We start from the raw sequence: 20,337 nt of genomic DNA, 5'->3' as shown, positions 1-20,337 counted from the left end.
TTGCGGGGTGGACCAATGAGGATAATGGCGCAGCTCGCGATGGTGATGAACCTCGACAAGTGCATCGGCTGCCACACCTGCAGCGTCACCTGCAAGCAGGCCTGGACCAACCGCAGCGGTGTGGAATACGTGTGGTTCAACAACGTGGAAACCCGTCCCGGACAAGGGTACCCACGGCAGTACCAGGATCAGGAGAAGTGGAAGGGCGGCTGGACGCTGAACAAGCGCGGCAAGCTCACCCTCAAGTCCGGCTCTCGCTTCAAGCGGTTGCTCAACATCTTCGCCAACCCGGACCTGCCCACGGTGTCGGACTACTACGATCCGTGGACCTACGACTACGAGAACCTGCTGTCGGCGCCGGCCATGGACACCACTCCGGTGGCGCGGCCCAAGTCCTTGATCACCGGGCGGGACACCAAGGTGACCTGGGGCGCCAACTGGGACGACGACCTGGGTGGCGGTCCGGAGCAGGTCGGCCGGGATCCGGTGCTGGCCAAAGTGGCTGAAATCTCGGACAAGGTCAAGCTCGAGTTCGAGCAGACATTCATGTTCTACCTGCCGCGCATCTGCGAGCACTGCCTCAACCCGGCCTGCGCCGCCGCGTGCCCGTCGGGCGCGATCTACAAGCGCTCCGAAGACGGCATCGTGCTGGTCGACCAGGACAAGTGCAGAGGGTGGCGGCAGTGCGTCACCGGATGCCCCTACAAGAAGATCTACTTCAACCACAAGACCGGCAAGGCCGAGAAATGCACGTTCTGTTACCCGCGCGTCGAGGTCGGCATCCCCACGGTGTGTTCGGAGACCTGCGTCGGGCGGCTCCGCTATATCGGTGTGATGCTCTACGACGCCGATGCGGTGCTGGAGGCGGCCTCGGTCAAAGACGACAAGGACCTCTACCCGTCACAGCTCGGGGTGTTCCTCAACCCGCACGATCCGCGCGTCGTCGCCGAAGCCGAACGGGCCGGTATCTCCCCGGAATGGATCGAGGCGGCACAGAATTCGCCGGTGTACCGGCTGATCGTCGACTACCAGGTGGCGCTGCCGCTGCATCCGGAATACCGGACCATGCCGATGGTGTGGTACGTGCCACCGCTGTCCCCGGTGGTGGACATCCTCAAGGAGACCGGTCACGACGGCGAGAACAAGAACAACCTGTTCGGCGCGATCGACACGCTGCGCATCCCGGTCGAGTACCTCGCCGAATTGTTCACCGCCGGTGAGGTCGGCCCGGTCCGGGCGGCGCTGCAACGACTTGCGGCCATGCGGGCCTACATGCGGGCGGCGAACCTCGGTGAGGAGTTCGACGAGACCATCCCGGAATCAGTGCGCTTGAGCGGCAACGAGATCGAGTCGATGTACCGGCTGCTGGCGATCGCCAAATACCAGGATCGCTACGTCATCCCCACCGGGGCCGGGTCCGATGCCCACCGCCTCGACGCACTGGCCACCGGTTGCAGCCTGGATGGTGACGGCGGGCCGGGAATGACCGCGTTCGACACCATGGTGGACAAGTTCCATCTGACCCACACCAACGATGCTGTCCCGCAGGGCGATCCGTCCCGGGTCAACCTGCTCAACTGGGACGGCCGGAGCACAGACGGGTTGTTGCCGACCACATGAAGTTACTCACCCGCGGCCGCAGAACCGGAACGGGATCTGCCCTGTCCGAACGCCAGCAGCGGCTGGTGTGGCGTATGACCGCGCTGCTGCTCGACTACCCGACAGCCGAGACAGCCGGCCTCGTAGACCAACTTGGCGCTGCCACCGCGGAACTGCCGGACGCGGCATGTGCGCCGCTGACGGAGTTCCTGAACCGGTTCGGCGAGACGGACCCGATGCGGCGTGCGTCGAACTACGTCGAGACGTTCGACATGCAACGGCGCAGCAGCCTGCACCTCACCTACTACGCATACGGCGACACTCGCAAACGCGGAATGGCCCTGCTGCGGTTCAAGCACGCCTACCGTCAGGCCGGGATCGCCGACGGGGACCTGGGCAGTTCGGAACTGCCCGACTACCTGCCCATGGTGCTCGAGTTCGCGGCGACCGTCGATCATGCCCAAGGCGAACGCTTGCTGGCCGAACATGTCCCGGTGCTCGAACTACTTCGGCTGTCCCTGGAGGACAACGGTTCCTACTACACCGGCCTGTTGGCCGCGATCCTGGTCACGTTGCCCCCGGTCAACAGTGCTGACCGCCGCCGCATCGCGCAGCTCGCCGCCGAGGGGCCGCCCGATGAGGATGTCGGTCTCGATCCGTTCGCGTTGGATCCGATGGCTTCGGGAGGAACTCGCCGATGAGCGCTTGCGCGAAGAGAGAATGCCAATGAGCAACGTGCTGTGGATGACACTGCCCTACATCGCCTTCACGTCGTTCGTCCTTGGGCACATCTGGCGTTACCGGGCGGATCAGTTCGGTTGGACCACAAGGTCTTCCCAGATCTACGAAAGCCGGCTGCTGCGATTGGGCAGCCCGCTGTTCCATTTCGGCATCCTCGGTGTGCTGGCCGGACACGTCGTGGGCCTGCTGATTCCGCAGTCGTGGACTTCAGCGGTCGGCGTTTCCGAACACGTCTACCACCTGATGTCGGTGAGCATGGGGTCGCTGGCCGGCATCGCCGTCATCGCCGGGATAGCCATCCTGCTCTACCGCCGGGTCACCGTACCCGAGGTGCGAACAGCGACCACACTCAACGACAAGGTGATGTACCTGCTTCTGGTCGGGGCGCTGGCGACCGGGATGCTGAACACCCTCACCAACGTGTTCTCCACGTACAACTACCGCGAGACGGTGTCGCCGTGGTTCCGCAGCTTGTTCACCCTGCATCCGGCGCCACAGCTGATGGCCGAATCGCCGTGGACTTTTCAGGCGCATGTACTGATCGTGCTCGCCCTGCTCGGGGTGTGGCCCTACACCCGGCTGGTGCACATGTTCAGCGCACCGATCGGCTATCTGGTACGCCCGTTTGTGATCTACCGCAGCCGCGACCCGCAGCAGACCGGGAAAAACCGCTACGCGAAGGCGTGGGTGACACCGCAAGCGCCGCCTCCACGCAGCCGTTGGGTGTGACGTAACCCGGTAAGCAGACACAGAACTGCCCCTCTTCCGAAGGGCAGTTCTGTGTCTGCTCGAGGGAGGAAGTCTCGCGGGGAAATCTAGAGGCGCTCGATGATCGTGACGTTGGCGGTGCCGCCGCCCTCACACATGGTCTGCAGGCCGTAGCGGCCGCCGGTGCGCTCGAGGGTGTTGAGCATGGTCGTGAAGAGCTTGGCTCCGGTGGCACCCAGCGGGTGACCCAGTGCGATGGCGCCGCCGCTCGGGTTGACCTTGGCCGGATCGGCCTTGGTCTCCTTGAGCCAGGCCAGCACCACCGGTGCGAAGGCTTCGTTGATCTCGACGGTGTCGATGTCGTCGATCGTCAGGCCGGTCTTCTCCAGCGCGTACTGGGTGGCCGGGATCGGGCCGGTCAGCATCATCACCGGGTCGTCGCCGCGGGCGCTGATGTGGTGGATGCGGGCGCGGGGCTTCAGGTTGTACTTGTTGACCGCTTCCTCCGAAGCCAGCAGCACCGCCGCCGCGCCGTCAGAGATCTGGCTGGCCAGCGCGGCAGTCAGGCGACCACCCTCGACCAAGGGCTTGAGCGAGGCCAGCTTCTCCAGCGTCGACTCACGTGGTCCCTCGTCGACACCGAAGTCACCCACCGGGACGATCTCGTTGTCGAAGTGCCCGTTGCGGATCGCCGCGAACGCCCGCTGGTGGCTGTTGTAGGCGAACTCCTCCATCTCCGCACGGGAGATGTCCCACTTCTCGGCGATCATTTCCGAGCCACGGAACTGAGAGATCTCCTGATCGCCGTAGCGGTGCAGCCAGTTCTTGGATTCGTTTGTGGGCGAGGTGAATCCGAATTCCTTGCCGACCACCATGGCCGAGGAGATCGGGATCCAGCTCATGTTCTGCATACCGCCGGCGAGGATCAGGTCCGCCGTGCCGGACATGATGGCCTGGGCGCCGAAGGAGATGGCCTGCTGGCTGGAGCCGCACTGCCGGTCGACGGTGACGCCGGGGACGGCTTCGGGATAGCCGGCGGCCAGCCAGGTCAGCCGACCGATGTTTCCGGCCTGGCCACCGATCGCGTCGACGCAACCGACGATGACGTCGTCAACCGCACCCGGGTCGACATCGTTGCGGTCGAAGATGGCGCGGAACGCGTGCACGCCGAGATCGATCGGGTGCACCTCGGCCAGCGAGCCGTTCTTCTTTCCGACCGGCGTACGCACGGCGTCGACGATGTATGCCTCAGGCATTACTGGTCTCCTTTGACAGTGGCGTTCCCGGCGGTGATTCCGCCGAGGACGATGGCGAGGTATTGCCGGCCGACCTCTTCGGCCGAAAGCGGTCCGCCCGGTTGATACCAGCGGACCGAAACCCAGGTGGTGTCGCGAATGAACCGGTACACCAGGTCGACGTCGATGTCCTGCCGGAACGAGCCGTCGGAGATCCCCTGCTGCAGGATGTCCACCCACATCTTGCGCTGTTCGCGGTTGCGCTCGTCGACGAAGCCGAACTGAGGGATCGACGAGAGCCGCTTGGCCTCGTCCTGGTAGATGACGACCTGCGCATGCCGGTGCTCGATCGCCTCGAACGACGTCATGAACAGTCCGGTCAACCGGCCCAACGGCGTGGTCTCGCGGTCGAGGATCTCCTGGTAGCGCGCGAACAGCCAGTCCAGGAAGTCCTTGAGCACTTCCTCGACCATCTGCTCTTTGGACTTGAAGTGGTGGTACAGGCTGCCCGAGAGGATTCCAGCAGAGTCGGCGATGTCGCGGACCGTCGTCGCCTTCAGGCCGCGTTCGGCAAACATCCTCGCGGCAAGATCGAGAAGCTCGTCGCGTCTGCTTGCCGGCTGGGCGGCGGTCTCCGGCTCCATCGACACAGCATAGCAACCAAGCGCTTGCTAGGTCACGTTCGGGCTCGATGCGGCCGCGATGAGAACGACGGTTGCCGCCCCGGCCGCCATCAGAGGGAGCCCGGCTTCGCTTGCACGCAACTTGGGCTCGAGCACAAGAGTCACACCCGCCTCAATGGCACCGGCTTCGCGGCCGGGTGCCGAAGTGCCCGCCTACGAGCGACAACTCAGCGACAGTCGCCACATAGGTCGCATCGACAACTTCCGTCGCAGGCACGATCGATACATGCGTCACTCAGGCCCAATCAGTCGCGTGTGCAACAGATTTCAGGCTGCCCACCTACGCGCGACAGAGTCGCTGGTAAGTGGGCACTAAACCACTGAGGCTGATGTGACCCACGGTACTGGACAGCTGAAAGTGACCAGCGACAATGCGTCGGGCGGCGCAGGTGTTGCCAGTGAGGCGATTGTCGCTCGATTGTCGCTAACAGGCGGGCATGTCAGACATGCCACCCGAAACTGTGACTCGTGTGGCCTCAGGCCCGCTGACTCGAAACCGAGATGACCTCGCCGGTCAGATAGCTCGAGTAGTCGCTGGCCAGGTAGGCGATCGTGGTGGCGATCTCCCACGGCTCGGCCGCGCGGCCGAACGCCTCATCCGAGGACAGCCGGTCCAGCAGCGCGGCATCGGCCGAGCGCTCCAGGAACTTGTGCCGCGCGATGCTCGGCGACACAGCGTTGATTCGCACCCCGAACTCGACGGCTTCGATTGCGCTGCACCGGGTCAGCGCCATCACACCGGCCTTGGCCGCAGCGTAGTGCGACTGCGAGTGCTGTGCGCGCCAGCCGAGAACACTGGCGTTGTTCACGATCACCCCGCCGTGCTCGACATCACGGAAGTACCGCAGGGCGGCGCGGGTGGCCCGCATGACCGAGTTCAGCGTGACGTTGAGGACGCGGTCCCATTCGTCGTCGGTCATGTCGACCAGCGGCGTCTCGCCACCCAGGCCGGCGTTGTTCACCAGAACGTCCAGGCGGCCCATCGTCTCGACCGACCGGGCGATGAGCGCGTCGACCGCCTCAGTGGAGGTGACGTCGCAGACCACGGCCTCGACCCGGCCCAGGCCGAGTTCGGCCAGCTGGTCGCGGGTCTCGTTCAGGCGCCGCTCGTGGTAGTCGGACACCACGACGTTGGCACCCTCGAGCAGGGCGCGGCGTGCGGTGGACGAGCCGATGCCGGTTCCGGCGGCGGCGGTCACCAGGACCACCTTGCCCTTCAGCAGGCCGTGTCCCTCAACCTCGTTCGGAGCAACTGAAAGATCCATCAGCCCTTTGCCTCTCGGGGTAGACCGAGCACTCGCTCGGCGATGATGTTGCGCTGGATTTCGTTGGACCCGCCGTAGATGGTGTCCGAACGCGAGAACAGGTAGAGCCGCTGCCACTCGTCGAACTCGCCGTCTTCCAGCGTCAGCCCGGCCGTGCCCTGCACGTCCATGGCGATCTCGCCGAGCTCGCGGTGCCAGTTGGCCCACAACAGCTTCGACACATTGTCCTGGCCCGGCTGCTCGACATCCATGGTGGCCAGGGCGTAGGACCGCATGGCCTGCAAGCCGGTCCACGACTCGGTCAGCTTTTGGCGGATCAGGGGGTCGTCGGCCGCGCCGGTGCGCTTGGCCAGCTCGACGAGATTGGAGTGCTCACGGGCGTAGCGGATCTGCTGACCCAGCGTGGACACCCCGCGCTCGAAGGTCAGCGTGCCCATCGCCACGCGCCAGCCGTCACCGGGCTGACCGACCACGAGCGACGCCTCGGTGCGAGCGTCGTCGAAGAACACCTCGTTGAACTCGGAGTCCCCGGTCAGCTGGATGATCGGGCGGATCTCGACGCCCGGCTGATCCAGCGGCACCAGCAGATAGGACAGGCCGGCGTGCCGCTTGGAGCCCTTCTCGGTGCGCGCGACCACGAAGCACCACTGCGCCCAGTGAGCCAGTGACGTCCACACCTTCTGACCGTTGATCACCCATTCGTCGCCGACCAGTTCGGCCGTCGTCGCCACATTGGCCAGGTCACTGCCGGCGTTGGGCTCGGAGTAACCCTGGCTCCACAGCTCGGTGACGTCCAGGATCTTCGGCAGGAACCGCTTCTGCTGTTCGGGGGTGCCGTACTCGATGAGCGTCGGCCCGAGCAGTTCCTCGCCCAGGTGGTTGACCTTGTCGGGCGCGTTGGCGCGGGCGTACTCCTCGTAGAAGGCGACGCGGTGCGCGACCGACAGCCCGCGGCCGCCATGCTCCACCGGCCAGCCGAGGCAGGTCAATCCCGCCGCGGCCAGATGCTGATTCCACGCCCGTCGCTCTTCGAAGGCTTCGTGTTCACGCCCCGGTCCACCCAGGCCCTTGAGCGCTGCGAATTCGCCAACGAGATTGTCTGCGAGCCACTGCCGGACCTCGGCCCGGAACTCCTGGACCTCTATCACCCCTGTAGGCTAACCTACCAAGCACTTGCTTTGTTAAGGGAGCATCGATGACGAGCGATCGCCGCACCGTGCCAGCGGTGCTGGACCGGGTTGCCGTGCAGTTTTCCGACCATGACGCCCTGGTGACCGCCGGCGAAGCCGGCAATTCGGCCGGAGTCCAGAGGCTGACCTATTCGGAGCTGCGCGCGCACGTACGCCAAGCTGCGGCGGCGATGATCGCACTCGGCGTCCAACCCGGCGACCGGGTGGCGATCTGGTCACCGAACACCTGGCACTGGGTGGTGGCCTGCCTGGCCACCCACTACGCCGGGGCCCAGATGGTGCCGCTGAACACCCGCTACACCGCCAGCGAGGCCACCGACATCCTGGCCCGCACCGAAGCTCCGCTGCTGATTGCCGCGGGCGAATTTCTCGGCTCGGATCGCGCGTCCGAACTGGATCGCGACGCACTGCCGGCACTGCGCGACATCGTGCGGGTGCCCGTTGAAGTCCAGGACAAAGACTCCGTCGTGTCGTGGGACGAGTTCGTCTCCCGGGGGACCGACCTGGAGGCGGTCGACGCACGTGCCGCGGCGGTGATGCCCGACGACGTCTCCGACATCCTGTTCACCTCCGGCACCACCGGACGCAGCAAGGGCGTGCGGTGCGCACACCGCCAGTCCCTCGACGGATCGGCGGCCTGGGCCGAGTGCGGCCAGGTCACCAGCACCGACCGCTACCTGTGCATCAACCCGTTCTTCCACAACTTCGGCTACAAGGCCGGCATCCTGGCCTGCCTGCAGACTGGCGCCACGCTGTACCCGGTGCTCACGTTCAAGCCCGAGCAGGTGCTGAAAACGATTGCCGAACAGCGCATCACCGTCCTCCCCGGTCCGCCGACCATCTTCCAGACCCTGCTGGACCATCCCGGGCGTGCCGATTACGACCTGTCCTCGCTGCGCTTCTCGGTGACCGGTGCCGCCGTCGTCCCGGTGGTCCTGATCGAGCGGATGCAGTCCGAGCTCGACATCGACATCGTGCTGACCGCATACGGGCTGACCGAAGCCGCCGGCTTCGGCACCATGTGCAGTGCCGACGACGACGCGGTGACCGTGGCCACGACGTGCGGCCGTCCGATCGCCGATTTCGAACTGCGCCTGGATGATTCGGGCGAAGTTCTGCTACGTGGACCCAACGTCATGCTCGGCTACCTCGACGATCCCGAGGCCACCGCGGAGGCCATCGACGCCGGCGGCTGGCTGCACACCGGCGACATCGGGACGCTCGACGCCCGCGGCAACCTGACCATCACCGACCGTCTCAAGGACATGTTCATCTGCGGCGGGTTCAACGTGTACCCGGCCGAGATCGAACAGGTGCTGGCCCGGTTGGACGGGGTGGTCGAATCCGCGGTGATCGGCGTTCCCGACGAGCGGCTCGGCGAGGTCGGCAAGGCCTATGTGGTGCTCAAGCCCGGCGTGACGCTCGACGAGGCCGACGTAATAGCCCACACCCGCGAGCATCTGGCGAACTTCAAGGTGCCGCGATCAGTTGAGTTTCTGGATGTGCTGCCGCGAAACCCGGGCGGCAAGGTGATCAAACCGGTGCTGCGCAGCAGAGGGACCCGAGAAGGGGTGCAATGGACCTGACATTCGACGACGAGACCGAGGCCTTTCGGGCCGAGGTCCGCGACTTCCTGGCGGCCAACCGGGAACACTTCCCGACCAAGTCGTACGACACCCTGGAGGGGTTCGAGCAGCACCGTCGCTGGGACAAGGTGCTTTTCGACGCCGGCCTGTCGGTGATCGCCTGGCCTAAAGAATATGGCGGCCGCGACGCCACGCTGCTGCAGTGGGTGGTGTTCGAGGAGGAGTACTTCCACGCCGGCGCACCCGGGCGGGCCAGCGCCAACGGCACCGCGATGCTGGCGCCGACACTGTTCGCGCACGGCACCGAAGAACAACTGCAGCGGGTACTGCCGAAAATGGCCAGCGGCGAGGAGATCTGGGCACAAGCCTGGTCCGAGCCCGAGTCGGGGAGCGACCTGGCCTCGCTGCGCTCGACGGCCACCAAAGTCGACGGCGGCTGGAAGCTCAACGGGCAGAAGATCTGGAGCTCCCGTGCACCGTTCGGTGAGCGGGGCTTCGGCTTGTTCCGTTCCGACCCGGAGGCGCAGCGCCACAAGGGTCTGACCTACTTCATGTTCGACCTCAAGGCTCCCGGCATCACCGTGCGCCCGATCGCCCAGCTCGGCGGGGACACCGGCTTCGGCGAGATCTTCCTCGACGACGTGTTCGTGCCGGACAACGACGTGATCGGCGCTGTGCACGAAGGCTGGCGCGCGGCGATGAGCACGTCGAGCAACGAACGCGGCATGTCGCTGCGCAGCCCGGCCCGGTTCCTGGCACCTGCGGAACGGCTTGTCGCACAGTGGAAGTCCAACCCGGATCCGGTCTTCACCGACCGCGTCGCCGACACCTGGATCAAGGCCCAGGCCTACCGGCTGCACACCTTCGGCACCGTCACCCGGCTCGCCAACGGTGGCGAGCTGGGCGCGGAGTCCTCGGTGACCAAGGTGTTCTGGTCCGACCTGGACGTCGCCTTGCACCAAACTGCACTGGACATGCAGGGTCCCGAGGCCGAACTGGTCGATCACTGGACCGAAGGCCTGCTGTTCGCGCTCGGCGGCCCGATCTACGCCGGCACCAACGAGATCCAACGCAACATCATTGCGGAAAGACTGCTTGGCCTACCGCGCGAATCTGGAGGGAAGCCAAAGTGAATTTCGAGATCGACGAACAGCAACGGGACTTTGCGGCCAGCATCGACGCGGCACTGAGCGCCGCCGATGTCCCGGCTGCGGTGCGAGCCTGGGGCGAGGGCGACACCGGGCCGGGCCGCAAGGTGTGGGCACAGCTGACCGACCTCGGCGTCACGGCGCTGCTGGTGCCGGAGAAGTACGACGGCATCGACGCCAGCCCGGTCGACCTGGTGGTCGCACTGGAGCGGCTGGGTTACTGGGCGGTGCCCGGCCCGGTCACCGAATCCATCGCCGTTGCCCCGATTCTGCTTTCGAACGACGAGCGTTCGGGAGCGCTGGCCTCCGGTGAACTGATCGCCACCGTCGCCATGCCGCCCCAGGCACCACGGGCCGTCAACGCCGACTTCGCCGGACTGACGCTGCTGGCCGCCGACGGCCAGGTCGGCGATGCCACCGCGGGTGCCGCCCACGATTCCGTCGACCCGGCCCGAAAGCTGTTCGACATCACCGCATCCGGCGACACGCAGGCCGCTGATACCGCACGCGCCTACGAGTTCGGTGTCCTGGCCACTGCCGCCCAACTGGTCGGCGCCGGCCAGGCCATGCTGGGCCATTCCGTCGAATACGCCAAGCAGCGCACCCAGTTCGGCCGGATCATCGGCTCGTACCAGGCCATCAAGCACAAGCTCGCCGATGTGCACATCGCCGTCGAGTTGGCCCGCCCGCTGGTGTACGGCGCGGCGCTGTCACTGGGCGAGGGCTCGCCCGATACCGCCCGCGACGTCAGCGCCGCCAAGGTGGCCGCCGCCGATGCCGCGCTGCTGGCCGCCCGCTCGGCGCTGCAGACCCACGGCGCTATCGGGTTCACCCAGGAACACGACTTGTCCCTGTCGCTGCTGCGCGTGCAGGCGTTGCGCAGTGCCTGGGGCGACCCCAACGCACACCGTCGTCGACTGCTGGAGGCCCTGTCGTGAGTGAAGAACGGCAACTGTTGCGCGAAACCGTCGCCGCGCTCGTGGACAAGCATGCCTCCCCCGAGGCGGTCCGCGCCGCGATGGAATCCAAGCGCGGCTACGACGAGAAGCTGTGGGGCCTGCTGTGCGAGCAGGTCGGCGCCGCCGCCCTGGTGGTCCCGGAGGAACTCGGCGGGGCCGGAGGCGAACTCGCCGATGCCGCAGTGGTTCTCGAAGAGCTTGGCAAGGCCCTGGTACCCACTCCCCTGCTGGGCACCACCCTGGCCGAACTCGCCCTGCTGGCCGTGGGCGACCACGAGCCGCTCGAAGGTCTGGCCGATGGCACAGCCATCGGCACGGTCGCTTTTGACGCCGACTACGTCATCAACGGTGATGTAGCCGATGTCGTCATCGGCACCGACGGCGAGAACCTGGCCCGGTGGACCACGTTCACCGCCACACCCAAATCGACCATGGACCTCACCCGCCGGCTGTCCGCGGTGATCCCGGGCGACACGACCGTCCTGGGCGCCGACCCCGGCCTGGCCGACACTGCTGCCCTGCTGATGGCCGCCGAGCAGATCGGCGCCGCGTCGCGCTGCCTCGACCTCACCGTCGCCTACACCAAAGACCGGGTGCAGTTCGGCCGCGCGATCGGCAGCTTCCAGGCGCTCAAGCACCGGATGGCCGACTTGTACGTCAAGGTGTCTGCCGCCCGTGCCGTGGTCAATGACGCCATCACCGATCCGTCTCCCACGTCGGCCTCGCTGGCCCGCTACTTCGCCAGCGAGGCGCTGTCCGCGGTAACCGCCGAAGCCATCCAGCTGCACGGCGGTATCGCGATCACCTGGGAGAGCGACATCCAGCTGTACTTCAAGCGTGCCCACGGCAGTGCGCAGCTGCTCGGTCCGCCGCGCGAGCATCTTCGCCGGCTCGAAGCTCAGGTCTTCTAGGCGGCTCGCCGCCGTGGTGTTCTAACGTGGCTTTGATGGACGTCGCACTGCGAGCGGGAATTCCGCCCTTTCACGTCATGGACGTGTGGCTGGCCGCGGCCGAACGCCAGCGCACGCACGGCGACCTGGTCAACCTCTCGGCCGGGCAGCCCAGTGCCGGGGCACCCACGGCGGTGCGGGAGGCCGCCGTCGCCGCGCTCAACCAGGGCTCGCTCGGCTACACCGTCGCGCTCGGCCTCCCTGAGTTGCGCGCCGAGATCGCCGCGTCGTACCGGAAGTATGGCGTGGAGGTCGGTGTCGACGAGGTGGTGCTCACCACCGGATCCTCGGGTGGATTCCTGCTGACCTTCCTGGCCTGTTTCGACGTCGGCGACCGGGTGGCGATCGCCAGCCCGGGTTATCCCTGCTACCGCAACATCCTCAGCGCGCTGGGCTGTGAGGTGGTCGAGATCCCCTGCGGCCCCGAGACCCGGTTCCAGCCGACTGTCGCCATGCTCGACGCGCTGGATCCCCCGGTGGCCGGCGTGATCGTCGCCAGCCCGGCCAACCCGACCGGCACCGTCATCCCGCCCGCCGAGCTGGCCGCGATCGCGCGCTGGTGCGACACCGCGGGCGTGCGGCTGATCAGCGACGAGGTCTACCACGGCCTGGTCTACCCCGGCGCCCCCGAAACCAGCTGCGCCTGGGAGACCTCGCGGAATGCCGTGGTGGTCAACAGCTTCTCGAAGTATTTCGCGATGACCGGATGGCGGCTGGGCTGGCTGCTGGTGCCCACCGGGTTGCAGCGCGCGGTGGACCGGCTCACCGGAAACTTCACCATCTGCCCGCCCGCGTTGGCCCAGCACGCCGCGGTGGCCGCGTTCACCCCGGAATCCCTTGCCGAGGCCGACGGGCTGCTGTCGCATTACGCCGACAACCGCACGCTGCTGCTCGACGGGCTGCGCGGCATCGGCATCGACCGGCTGGCTCCGACCGACGGCGCTTTCTACGTGTACGCCGATGTCAGCCAGTACACGGATGACTCATTGGCCTGGTGCTCGAAGCTGTTGGCCGACACCGGTGTGGCCATCGCTCCCGGCATCGACTTCGACACCGTGCACGGAAACTCCTATGTACGGCTGTCGTTCGCCGGGCCGACCAGTGACATCGAAGAGGCGTTGCGCCGCATCGGTGCCTGGTTGCGGTAGATCGACTCCGCGGTCAGCGCTTCGGACGCTGCGAGGCGTACCAATCGAGCAGGTCCGGGTTGTCTACGGCGCTGCGCTCGACCACCTTGGCCGCATCCGCGCCCTGGAACAGCTTCTTGATCGGGACTTCGAGCTTCTTGCCGGTGCGGGTATGCGGTATGCCCGGCGCGACCAGAATGTCGTCGGGCACGTGCCGCGGCGACACTTCGGTGCGGATGGTCTGAATGATCTTGTCCCGCACCGAGTCCGTGAGTTCAACGCCCTCGGCCGGCACCACGAACAACGGCATCCAGTATCCGCCGTCGGGCTGTTCGGCCCCGATCACCAGCGCCTCGGCGACCTCGGGCAATCGCTCCACCGACTGGTAGATGTCGGCACTGCCCATGCGTATTCCGTTGCGGTTCAGGGTGGAGTCCGACCGGCCGTGCACGACGATGCTGTCGTGGTCGGTGATGGTGATCCAGTCACCGTGCCGCCAGACTCCCGGAAACATCTCGAAGTAGGCCGCCCGGTACCGGGATCCGTCAGCGTCGTTCCAAAACGCGATGGGCATCGAGGGCAACGGCTTGGTGATCACCAGCTCGCCGACCTCGCCGCGCACCGGCTTGCCGCTTTCATCCCAGGCGTCCACCGCCGCCCCGAGATAACGGGTGGACAGCTCGCCCGGCCACACCGGCACGGTCGGCGCACCGCCGATGAACGCCGACACCACGTCGGTGCCGCCACTGAGTGACGACACCTGCACCCGCTCGCCGATGTTGTCGCGCAACCACAGCGCCGATGACGGCGGCAGCGAAGATCCGGTGATACCAACGGTTTTCAGTGCGGACAGGTCGTGTTCTTCACGGGGCACGGCACCGGCCTTGGCGCAGGCCAGCACATAGCCCGGGCTGGTACCCAGCACGGTCGCATGGACGGTCGCCGCGATGTGCCACAGGGCATCGGCCGTCGGATAGGTGGGGCTGCCCTCGTAACAGACGATGGTAGCCCCGACCAGCAGGCCGGCCACCTGGAAGTTCCACATCATCCAGCTGGGGCTGGTGTACCAGAAGAACGTGTCGTCGGGACCGATGTCGGACTGCAGCGACACTGCCTTGAGGTGTTCGAGCAGCACCCCGCCGTGGCCGTGCATGATCCCTTTGGGCAGGCCGGTGGTTCCCGACGAGTACAGCACCCACAGTGGGTGGGCGAAATCGACCGGTGTGGTGGTCAATTCGGCCCTGCCGGCCGTCGCGGACTCCCAGTCCAGCCAGTCCTCCCGGGCGCCCCCCAAACGCGACACCAGCACCGAGGCCTTCAGCGTGGGCAGGCCGTCGCGCACCGCGGCGATGTCGGCGCTCTTGTCGTGGGCCTTGCCGCCGAAGTGGTATCCGTCGGCAGTCACCAACACGGTGGGCTCCAACTGGCCGAGCCGGTCCAGGGCCGCCTTGGCGGTGTAGTCCTGCCCGCAGGCACTCCAGATCGCACCGAGGCTCGCGGTGGCCAGAAACGCGATGATGGCCTCGGCGATGTTGGGCAGGTAGCCGACGACCCGATCGCCCGGCTGCACCCCGAGTGACCGCAATGTGTGCGCGAAAGCACCGGTACGGCGCAGCAATTCAGCCCAGGACAGCTCGGTGATCGCGCCGCCTTCGGCCACGTTGAGGATCGCCGGACGATCGGTCCGGGCCTGACGGGCCACCTGGTCGACGTAGTTCAGCCGGGCACCGGGAAACCACTGCACACCCGGCATCTCATCGCCGACGAGCACCCGCTCCGGCCGCTCACCCAGGTCGAAGTAATCCCAGACTGCGCCCCAGAACGCCGCCGGATCATCGACCGACCACTGCCACAAGCTCCGATAGTCGGCAGCGCTGACCCCGAGGCCCGACTCGACGAACCGGGCGAAGTCGGTAACCCGGGCGGCCTCGATGCCTTCCGGCGTCGGCTCCCACTGAGCAGTTGTCGTCATCGTGCGCTCCACCCACCATCCATCGTGTACGACGCCCCGGTCACCATCCGGGCGCCCGGCGACGCCAGCCAACCTACCAACGCGCCGACCTCTTCCGGTTCCACCAGTTGCTTGACCGCGCTCTCCTTCAGCAGCACCTCAGTCAGTACGTCCTGCTCGGGAATGCCGTGGATACGGGCTTGGTCGGCGATCTGCTTGGTGACCAGTGGCGTCCGTACATAGCCCGGGTTGACGCAGTTGCTGGTCACCCCGTGGGCCCCGCCCTCCAGCGCGGTCACCTTCGACAGACCCTCCAGCGCATGCTTGGCGGTGACGTAGCCAGACTTGAACTCCGAGGCGCGCAGGCCGTGCACCGACGAGATGTTGACGACGCGACCGAACCCCTGGGCGTACATGTGCGGCAGTGCGGCGCGGATCAACAGAAACGGCACCTCGACCATCAACGCCAGCAGCATTCGGAACCGCTCGGGCGGGAACTCCTGGATCGGGTGGATGCTCTGCACCCCGGCGTTGTTGACCAGGATGTCGCAGTCCAACGTCAGTGTCTCCAGCGCCGACACATCGAGAAGGTCGACCGCCCAAGGCTTTCCGCCGATATCTCTGGCGACGGCTTCGGCCCCGGCTCCATCGACGTCGGCCACCGTGACCACGGCCCCGCGGGACGCGAGTTCGCGGGCGCACGCCGCTCCGATCCCGCCGGCGGCGCCGGTGACCAGCGCGGTGCGGCCGGCCAGATCACTCATACCGCGGCTCGTTGCAGGTCGGCGGCATCGATCTCGGCCAGGTCCGCGCCCTTGGTCTCGCGGGTGAACGCCAACGCGATCAACGTCACCAACGCGGCTGCCGCCAGATACAACGCGATCGGCACCGAGGAGGAGTAGGTCTTCAACAACCACACTGCGATGATCGGGGCCAGCGATCCAGCGGCAATCGAGGTGACCTGATAGCCAAGGGAGACACCGGAATAGCGCATCCGGGTCGGGAACATCTCGGACATCAGTGCGGGCTGCGGCGCGTACATCAGGGCATGGATCACCAGCCCCAGCGTGATGGCCGCGATCACCGGAAGGTACTGGCCACTGTCCATCATCGGGTAGGCGAAGAAGCCCCAGCAGGCCGCGCCGACGGCACCCACGAAGTACACCGGGCGACGGCCGTACCGGTCCGACAGCGCCCCGACCGTCGGGATGGCCACCAGGTGCACCGTGTGCGCGATGAGCAGCCACCAGAGGATGTCGCTGGTGTCGGAGTGCACGTGCTCCTTGAGATAGGTGATCGAGAACGTGACCACCAGGTAGTACATGATGTTCTCGCCGAACCGCAGACCCATCGCGGTGAACACCCCGCGCGGGTAACGCTTGAGTACCTCGATCGCGCTGAACGAGCTGGCCTTGATCTGTTCGGCCTCCTGTTGGGCCGCAACGAAAATCGGCGCATCGGTGACCTTGGTGCGGATGTAGTAGCCGATCAACACCACCACCGCCGACAGCCAGAACGCCACGCGCCAACCCCAGGAGAGGAACGCGTCAGGGGTGAGCAGCCCGTTGAGCAGCAGCAGCACGACGGTGGCCAGCATGTTGCCCACCGGAACACCGGCCTGTGGCCAGCTGGCCCAGAATCCACGCGAATGGTTCGGGCTGTGCTCGGCCACCAACAGCACCGCGCCACCCCACTCGCCGCCGACGGCGAAGCCCTGCAGGAATCGCAGGACCACCAGCAGCATGGGAGCCAGATAACCGATCTGACCGAAGGTCGGCAGGCAGCCCATCAGGAACGTGGCCAGGCCGACGAGGATCAGGCTGAACTGCAGCAACTTCTTACGGCCGAACTTGTCGCCGTAGTGACCGAACACGATGCCGCCGAGCGGACGAGCCAGGAAGCCGATGGCGTACGTGCCGAAGGCGGCCATGATGGCGTCCAGTTCGTTGCCGCCCTGCGGGAAGAACAACTTGTTGAAGACCAGGGTGGCGGCGGTTCCGTAGAGAAAGAACTCGTACCACTCGACCACCGTGCCTGCCATCGAGGCGGCGACGACGCGGCGCAGACCGGTCGCATTGGGCACGCTCATCCGCGGCTCCTTATGACTTGAACCATCCTTCGAGGGCACTGTGACGCCCCTGACAGCATTCGTGAGTATTCATGCACGCCCAACCGTCCGCAATGGGTAAAACCGCACCAGCAGTCTGCAAAAATGCAGAAATGGACGGTGCGCAAACGCCCGGGCGTCCCAGCGCGGACGATCTCCTCGTTCTCCTGGCCGTCGGCCGTTCCGGTCGCTACACCGCCGCGGCCGACGAACTCGGCATCAACCACACCACGATCTCGCGGCGCATCGCCGCACTGGAGCAGGCCCTCGGCGGCCGGGTACTGACCCGGGCCGGCGGGGGATGGGAACTGACCGACCTCGGCCGCGAAGCGTTGGCAGCCGCCGAAGCCGTCGAGTCCGCGGTGTCGACCCTTGGCAGCACCGGCACGCGGCAACTCGAAGGCGTGGTGCGGGTCTCGGCGACGGACGGCTTCAGTGCCTACATCGCCGCACCCGCGGCGGCCCAGGTGCAGCGTCGTCACCCACGACTGGCGGTCGAGATCGTCACCGCCACGCGGCGCGCGTCCCAACAGCGTTCGAGCCTGGACCTCGAGATCGTCGTGGGCACGCCCCAGGTGAGACGGGCCGAGGCCATCCGCCTCGGTGACTATTGCCTCGGTCTCTACGGCGCCCGCGACTACCTCGCCGAGCACGGCACCCCGTCCGACATCGGGGATCTGGCGCGCTTTCCGCTGGTCTACTTCATCGACTCGATGCTGCAGGTGGACGACCTCGACATGGCGACCAGTTTCGCGCCGGCCATGCGCGAATCGGTGACCTCCACCAACGTCTTCGTCCACGTCGAGGCCACCCGCGCCGCGGCCGGGCTGGGCCTGTTGCCCTGCTTCATGGCCGACCGGCATGAGGACCTGGTCCGGGTGCTGCCCGCAGAACTGACCGTTCAACTGAGCTACTGGCTGGTGGCGCGGGCCGAGACGCTGCGGCGCCCGGTGGTGGCCGCGGTGGTCGAAGCGATCCACGACCGGATGGCCGACCAGCAGGACGTGCTGTTGGGCACCGACGCATCATGATGCACATGCCTGATGCTATGATGCAACAGTGCGCACCACTGTCAACATCGACGACGCGCTGCTGGCCGAGGCCAAGGTTGTGGCGGCCCGCACGTCGCGTTCCCTCGGCTCTGTGGTCGAGGATGCACTGCGCGAGATGTTGAGTCGCGTCGCCGGCGAGACCGCAGCACCCGAGTTCCGATTGCCGACACACGGAAGCGGCGGCCTGCGCCCGGGCGTCGACCTCGACGACAAGGAAGCACTCGCCGAACTGTTGGGCGACAATGCTTCTCCCTGACGTCAACGTTCTGATCTACGCCATTCGCCAGGACAGCGTCGACCATGAAAAGTACGCCGCATGGTTTTCGGGCGCGCTCAACGCGGACGAGCCCGTCGGCGTCAGCGACCTGGTGCTGTCCGGCGTGATCCGACTGTTGACCAACCACCGGGTCTTCCGGGAGCCCAGTTCGACGTCCCAGGCGCTCGACGCGTGCCGGGCGATCCGATCGGCACCGGCGGCAGTGCCCATTCGGCCCGGGCCCCGCCACTGGGCCATCTTCGCCTCGCTGTGCACCGACACCGGAGCAAAAGCCAACGCCGTGCCTGATGCGTACCACGCCGCGCTTGCCATCGAAAACAGCGCGACCTGGATCACCACCGATCGAGCATTCGCGCGATTTCCCGGATTGCGCTGGCGACCACCATTCGACTGACGTTGACTGGCAGGCATGCCATTCATCGACCACGACCGCGGGCGGGCCTACTACCGGCACTGGGCCGCACCCCAGCCCCGCGCCGCCGTCATCTTCCTGCACGGGTTCGGTGAGCACACCGGCGTCTACCACCGCTACGGCTTCGCCCTCAACGCCGCGGGGATCGACCTGTGGGCGGTCGATCAGTTCGGTCACGGCCTGACCCCGGGCACCCGGGGCGACTTCGGCAGTATCGAGGACAGCTCATCACTGGCCGAATCCCTGACCGGCCTCGCCGAGCACGAAACCCCAGGTATTCCGCTGGTGGCACAGGGACATTCATTCGGTTCGGTTGTCACCCTGTTCCGGTTGCTTCGCGAACCCGACCGGTACCGGGCCGGCGTCATCTCCGGCGCCCCGTTGGTCCCGATCCCCGAAATGCTCGACAGGAACACCGAATTGGAGCTGGACCCGAACTGGCTGTCTTCCGACCCGTTCTACCTCGACGCCCTGGAGAACGACCCGTTGGCCTTCGTCGACGCCGACGGGACCTCGCTCACCCGCGAGCTTGACCGGGCCTGGGACCGATTCGGCGCCGAACTTCCCAAGCTCACGGTGCCCACCCTGGCCCTGCACGGCGCGGCCGACGTGATCGCCCCGGCCGGCGCCGTCAGGGCCTATGCCGAACAGGTAGAGCCGTTGCAGTTCAAGGAGTTTCCGGGCGGGCGTCACGACATCCTCAACGAGTCGGTGCACCGCGAGGTCGCCGCGGACATCGTCGAGTTCATCGGCGCACACCTTGGCTAACGACGCGCCTCGTACCCCGCGCTGAGCCAGTAGATGGTGCGGTCGAGGCTGGGCAGGATCTCGGTGATGGCGATCTCGCCCGCGGTGAACCGGCCGACCAAACCGAACACCAGGCTGGTGATGATGGTGTCGAGGTCGTGCACGAAGTCTTCGTCGATCCCGGCCAGGATGGACAGGCCGGCGGGAACCACCGCGTCCAGCCCGCGGCGCACCAGACGGTCACCACCGGGAGCCGCCCTGGCCCGGGAGTAGGCCCTGAGCATGTCGGGGTGCTTCTCCCACGGCTCGAAGATCGTGCGGAACATCCGCATCATCGCCTCATAGAGGGACTCCCCCGGTTCACGCGTCTGCCCCGCAACGCCGGAGTACCGATTCTCGGCCATCCAGGAATCCAGCGCGGTGAGGATCAACTCGTCGCGGGTGGAGTAGCGCTTGTAGATGGTGGCCAGTGAGGTCTTGGCCCTCCGCGCCACCTCACGCAACTGCACCGCCTCGTAGCCCTCGGTTTCGAGGAGCTCGACGACAATGTCGAGGATCCGATCACGCTCTTCTGCCACTGTTGAGAACACCCTTGCCGCC

General features: G+C 66.5%; 20 protein-coding genes. 12 read left to right on the top strand and 8 right to left on the bottom strand.

Annotation, left to right across the window (positions count from 1 at the left end; genetic code table 11):
- Window positions 1-24: 24 nt before the first annotated feature.
- Genes narH through narI form a run of 3 tightly spaced genes read left to right on the top strand, consistent with a single transcriptional unit; the run spans window position 25 to window position 3,069 of the window.
- The gene (gene narH, locus E0T84_RS02325) at window positions 25-1,620 is read left to right on the top strand and encodes a nitrate reductase subunit beta (RefSeq protein ID WP_138743647.1); all 1,596 of its coding nucleotides are present in this window, start codon (window positions 25-27) and stop codon (window positions 1,618-1,620) included.
- Entirely contained in the window at window positions 1,617-2,300 is a 684-nt protein-coding gene (gene narJ / locus E0T84_RS02320; RefSeq protein ID WP_138743646.1) for a nitrate reductase molybdenum cofactor assembly chaperone, read from the top strand. The genes narH and narJ overlap by 4 nt, the downstream gene beginning before the upstream one ends.
- Window positions 2,301-2,325: 25 nt before the next feature.
- On the top strand, window positions 2,326-3,069 hold the full coding sequence (gene narI / locus E0T84_RS02315) for a respiratory nitrate reductase subunit gamma (RefSeq protein ID WP_070187822.1): 744 nt from the start codon (window positions 2,326-2,328) through the stop codon (window positions 3,067-3,069).
- An 86-nt stretch (window positions 3,070-3,155) separates the two neighbouring features.
- Here narI and fadA6 read toward each other — a convergent pair whose 3' ends face one another.
- The 4 genes from fadA6 to ipdE1 all read right to left on the bottom strand — a co-directional run bounded on the left by fadA6 (window position 3,156) and on the right by ipdE1 (window position 7,379).
- Window positions 3,156-4,304 carry a steroid 3-ketoacyl-CoA thiolase FadA6 gene (gene fadA6 / locus E0T84_RS02310; protein ID WP_070187821.1) on the bottom strand — a complete coding sequence of 383 codons (1,149 nt, stop codon included), beginning with the start codon at window positions 4,302-4,304 and terminating at the stop codon, window positions 3,156-3,158.
- Window positions 4,304-4,927, bottom strand: coding sequence for a TetR family transcriptional regulator KstR2 (kstR2, locus tag E0T84_RS02305; RefSeq protein WP_070946710.1), 624 nt, complete (start codon window positions 4,925-4,927; stop codon window positions 4,304-4,306). Before kstR2 ends, fadA6 begins: the two co-directional genes overlap by 1 nt.
- 515 nt (window positions 4,928-5,442) lie before the next feature.
- Window positions 5,443-6,231 (bottom strand): (5R,7aS)-5-hydroxy-7a-methyl-1-oxo-2,3,5,6,7,7a-hexahydro-1H-indene-carboxyl-CoA reductase, encoded by a 789-nt coding sequence (ipdF, locus tag E0T84_RS02300; RefSeq protein ID WP_110765097.1) that lies wholly within the window; start codon window positions 6,229-6,231, stop codon window positions 5,443-5,445.
- Window positions 6,231-7,379 carry an acyl-CoA dehydrogenase IpdE1 gene (gene ipdE1, locus E0T84_RS02295; RefSeq protein ID WP_138743645.1) on the bottom strand — a complete coding sequence of 383 codons (1,149 nt, stop codon included), beginning with the start codon at window positions 7,377-7,379 and terminating at the stop codon, window positions 6,231-6,233. The genes ipdF and ipdE1 overlap by 1 nt, the downstream gene beginning before the upstream one ends.
- A gap of 47 nt (window positions 7,380-7,426) precedes the next feature.
- On the opposite strand from ipdE1, the gene fadD3 reads away from it, so the two are divergent.
- From fadD3 to E0T84_RS02270, 5 genes are read left to right on the top strand one after another with little or no spacing between them, the layout of a single operon-like run.
- Window positions 7,427-9,007, top strand: a complete 1,581-nt coding sequence (gene fadD3 / locus E0T84_RS02290) for a 3-((3aS,4S,7aS)-7a-methyl-1,5-dioxo-octahydro-1H-inden-4-yl)propanoate--CoA ligase FadD3 (protein WP_138743644.1) — start codon at window positions 7,427-7,429, stop codon at window positions 9,005-9,007.
- The gene (locus tag E0T84_RS02285) at window positions 8,998-10,140 is read left to right on the top strand and encodes an acyl-CoA dehydrogenase family protein (protein WP_138743643.1); all 1,143 of its coding nucleotides are present in this window, start codon (window positions 8,998-9,000) and stop codon (window positions 10,138-10,140) included. Before fadD3 ends, E0T84_RS02285 begins: the two co-directional genes overlap by 10 nt.
- Window positions 10,137-11,093, top strand: a complete 957-nt coding sequence (locus E0T84_RS02280; RefSeq protein ID WP_138743642.1) for an acyl-CoA dehydrogenase family protein — start codon at window positions 10,137-10,139, stop codon at window positions 11,091-11,093. Before E0T84_RS02285 ends, E0T84_RS02280 begins: the two co-directional genes overlap by 4 nt.
- On the top strand, window positions 11,090-12,025 hold the full coding sequence (locus tag E0T84_RS02275) for an acyl-CoA dehydrogenase family protein (RefSeq protein ID WP_138743641.1): 936 nt from the start codon (window positions 11,090-11,092) through the stop codon (window positions 12,023-12,025). Before E0T84_RS02280 ends, E0T84_RS02275 begins: the two co-directional genes overlap by 4 nt.
- Window positions 12,026-12,060: 35 nt before the next feature.
- Window positions 12,061-13,212, top strand: coding sequence for a pyridoxal phosphate-dependent aminotransferase (locus E0T84_RS02270; protein ID WP_371725681.1), 1,152 nt, complete (start codon window positions 12,061-12,063; stop codon window positions 13,210-13,212).
- 13 nt (window positions 13,213-13,225) lie between these two features.
- Here the strand turns inward: E0T84_RS02270 and E0T84_RS02265 are convergent, their stop codons facing one another.
- From E0T84_RS02265 to E0T84_RS02255, 3 genes are read right to left on the bottom strand one after another with little or no spacing between them, the layout of a single operon-like run.
- Window positions 13,226-15,163, bottom strand: coding sequence for an acetoacetate--CoA ligase (locus E0T84_RS02265; protein ID WP_138743639.1), 1,938 nt, complete (start codon window positions 15,161-15,163; stop codon window positions 13,226-13,228).
- Window positions 15,160-15,906, bottom strand: a complete 747-nt coding sequence (locus E0T84_RS02260; protein ID WP_138743638.1) for a 3-hydroxybutyrate dehydrogenase — start codon at window positions 15,904-15,906, stop codon at window positions 15,160-15,162. The genes E0T84_RS02265 and E0T84_RS02260 overlap by 4 nt, the downstream gene beginning before the upstream one ends.
- Complete coding sequence (locus tag E0T84_RS02255) at window positions 15,903-17,231, bottom strand: MFS transporter (protein ID WP_070187810.1); 1,329 nt, start codon at window positions 17,229-17,231, stop codon at window positions 15,903-15,905. The genes E0T84_RS02260 and E0T84_RS02255 overlap by 4 nt, the downstream gene beginning before the upstream one ends.
- Before the next feature lie 131 nt (window positions 17,232-17,362).
- Here E0T84_RS02255 and E0T84_RS02250 point away from each other — a divergent pair, with 131 nt between their 5' ends.
- Genes E0T84_RS02250 through E0T84_RS02235 form a run of 4 tightly spaced genes read left to right on the top strand, consistent with a single transcriptional unit; the run spans window position 17,363 to window position 19,758 of the window.
- Window positions 17,363-18,280 carry a LysR family transcriptional regulator gene (locus E0T84_RS02250; protein ID WP_138743637.1) on the top strand — a complete coding sequence of 306 codons (918 nt, stop codon included), beginning with the start codon at window positions 17,363-17,365 and terminating at the stop codon, window positions 18,278-18,280.
- A 28-nt stretch (window positions 18,281-18,308) separates the two neighbouring features.
- A complete protein-coding gene (locus E0T84_RS02245) occupies window positions 18,309-18,557 on the top strand; it encodes a type II toxin-antitoxin system VapB family antitoxin (RefSeq protein WP_070187808.1) in 249 nt (82 codons plus the stop codon).
- Window positions 18,544-18,972, top strand: a complete 429-nt coding sequence (locus E0T84_RS02240; protein WP_138743636.1) for a type II toxin-antitoxin system VapC family toxin — start codon at window positions 18,544-18,546, stop codon at window positions 18,970-18,972. The genes E0T84_RS02245 and E0T84_RS02240 overlap by 14 nt, the downstream gene beginning before the upstream one ends.
- A 15-nt stretch (window positions 18,973-18,987) precedes the next feature.
- Window positions 18,988-19,758, top strand: a complete 771-nt coding sequence (locus E0T84_RS02235; RefSeq protein ID WP_138743635.1) for an alpha/beta fold hydrolase — start codon at window positions 18,988-18,990, stop codon at window positions 19,756-19,758.
- On the opposite strand, the gene E0T84_RS02230 is transcribed toward E0T84_RS02235, so the two are convergent.
- The gene (locus E0T84_RS02230) at window positions 19,755-20,315 is read right to left on the bottom strand and encodes a TetR/AcrR family transcriptional regulator (RefSeq protein ID WP_138743634.1); all 561 of its coding nucleotides are present in this window, start codon (window positions 20,313-20,315) and stop codon (window positions 19,755-19,757) included. The two genes, E0T84_RS02235 and E0T84_RS02230, sit on opposite strands and share 4 nt — an antisense overlap.
- Window positions 20,316-20,337: the final 22 nt, after the last annotated feature.

Origin of the sequence: Mycobacterium sp. DBP42 (assembly GCF_005924235.1) — a bacterium.
Taxonomy (GTDB): domain Bacteria; phylum Actinomycetota; class Actinomycetes; order Mycobacteriales; family Mycobacteriaceae; genus Mycobacterium; species Mycobacterium syngnathidarum.
This window is presented reverse-complemented; position numbering and strand designations above follow the sequence as displayed.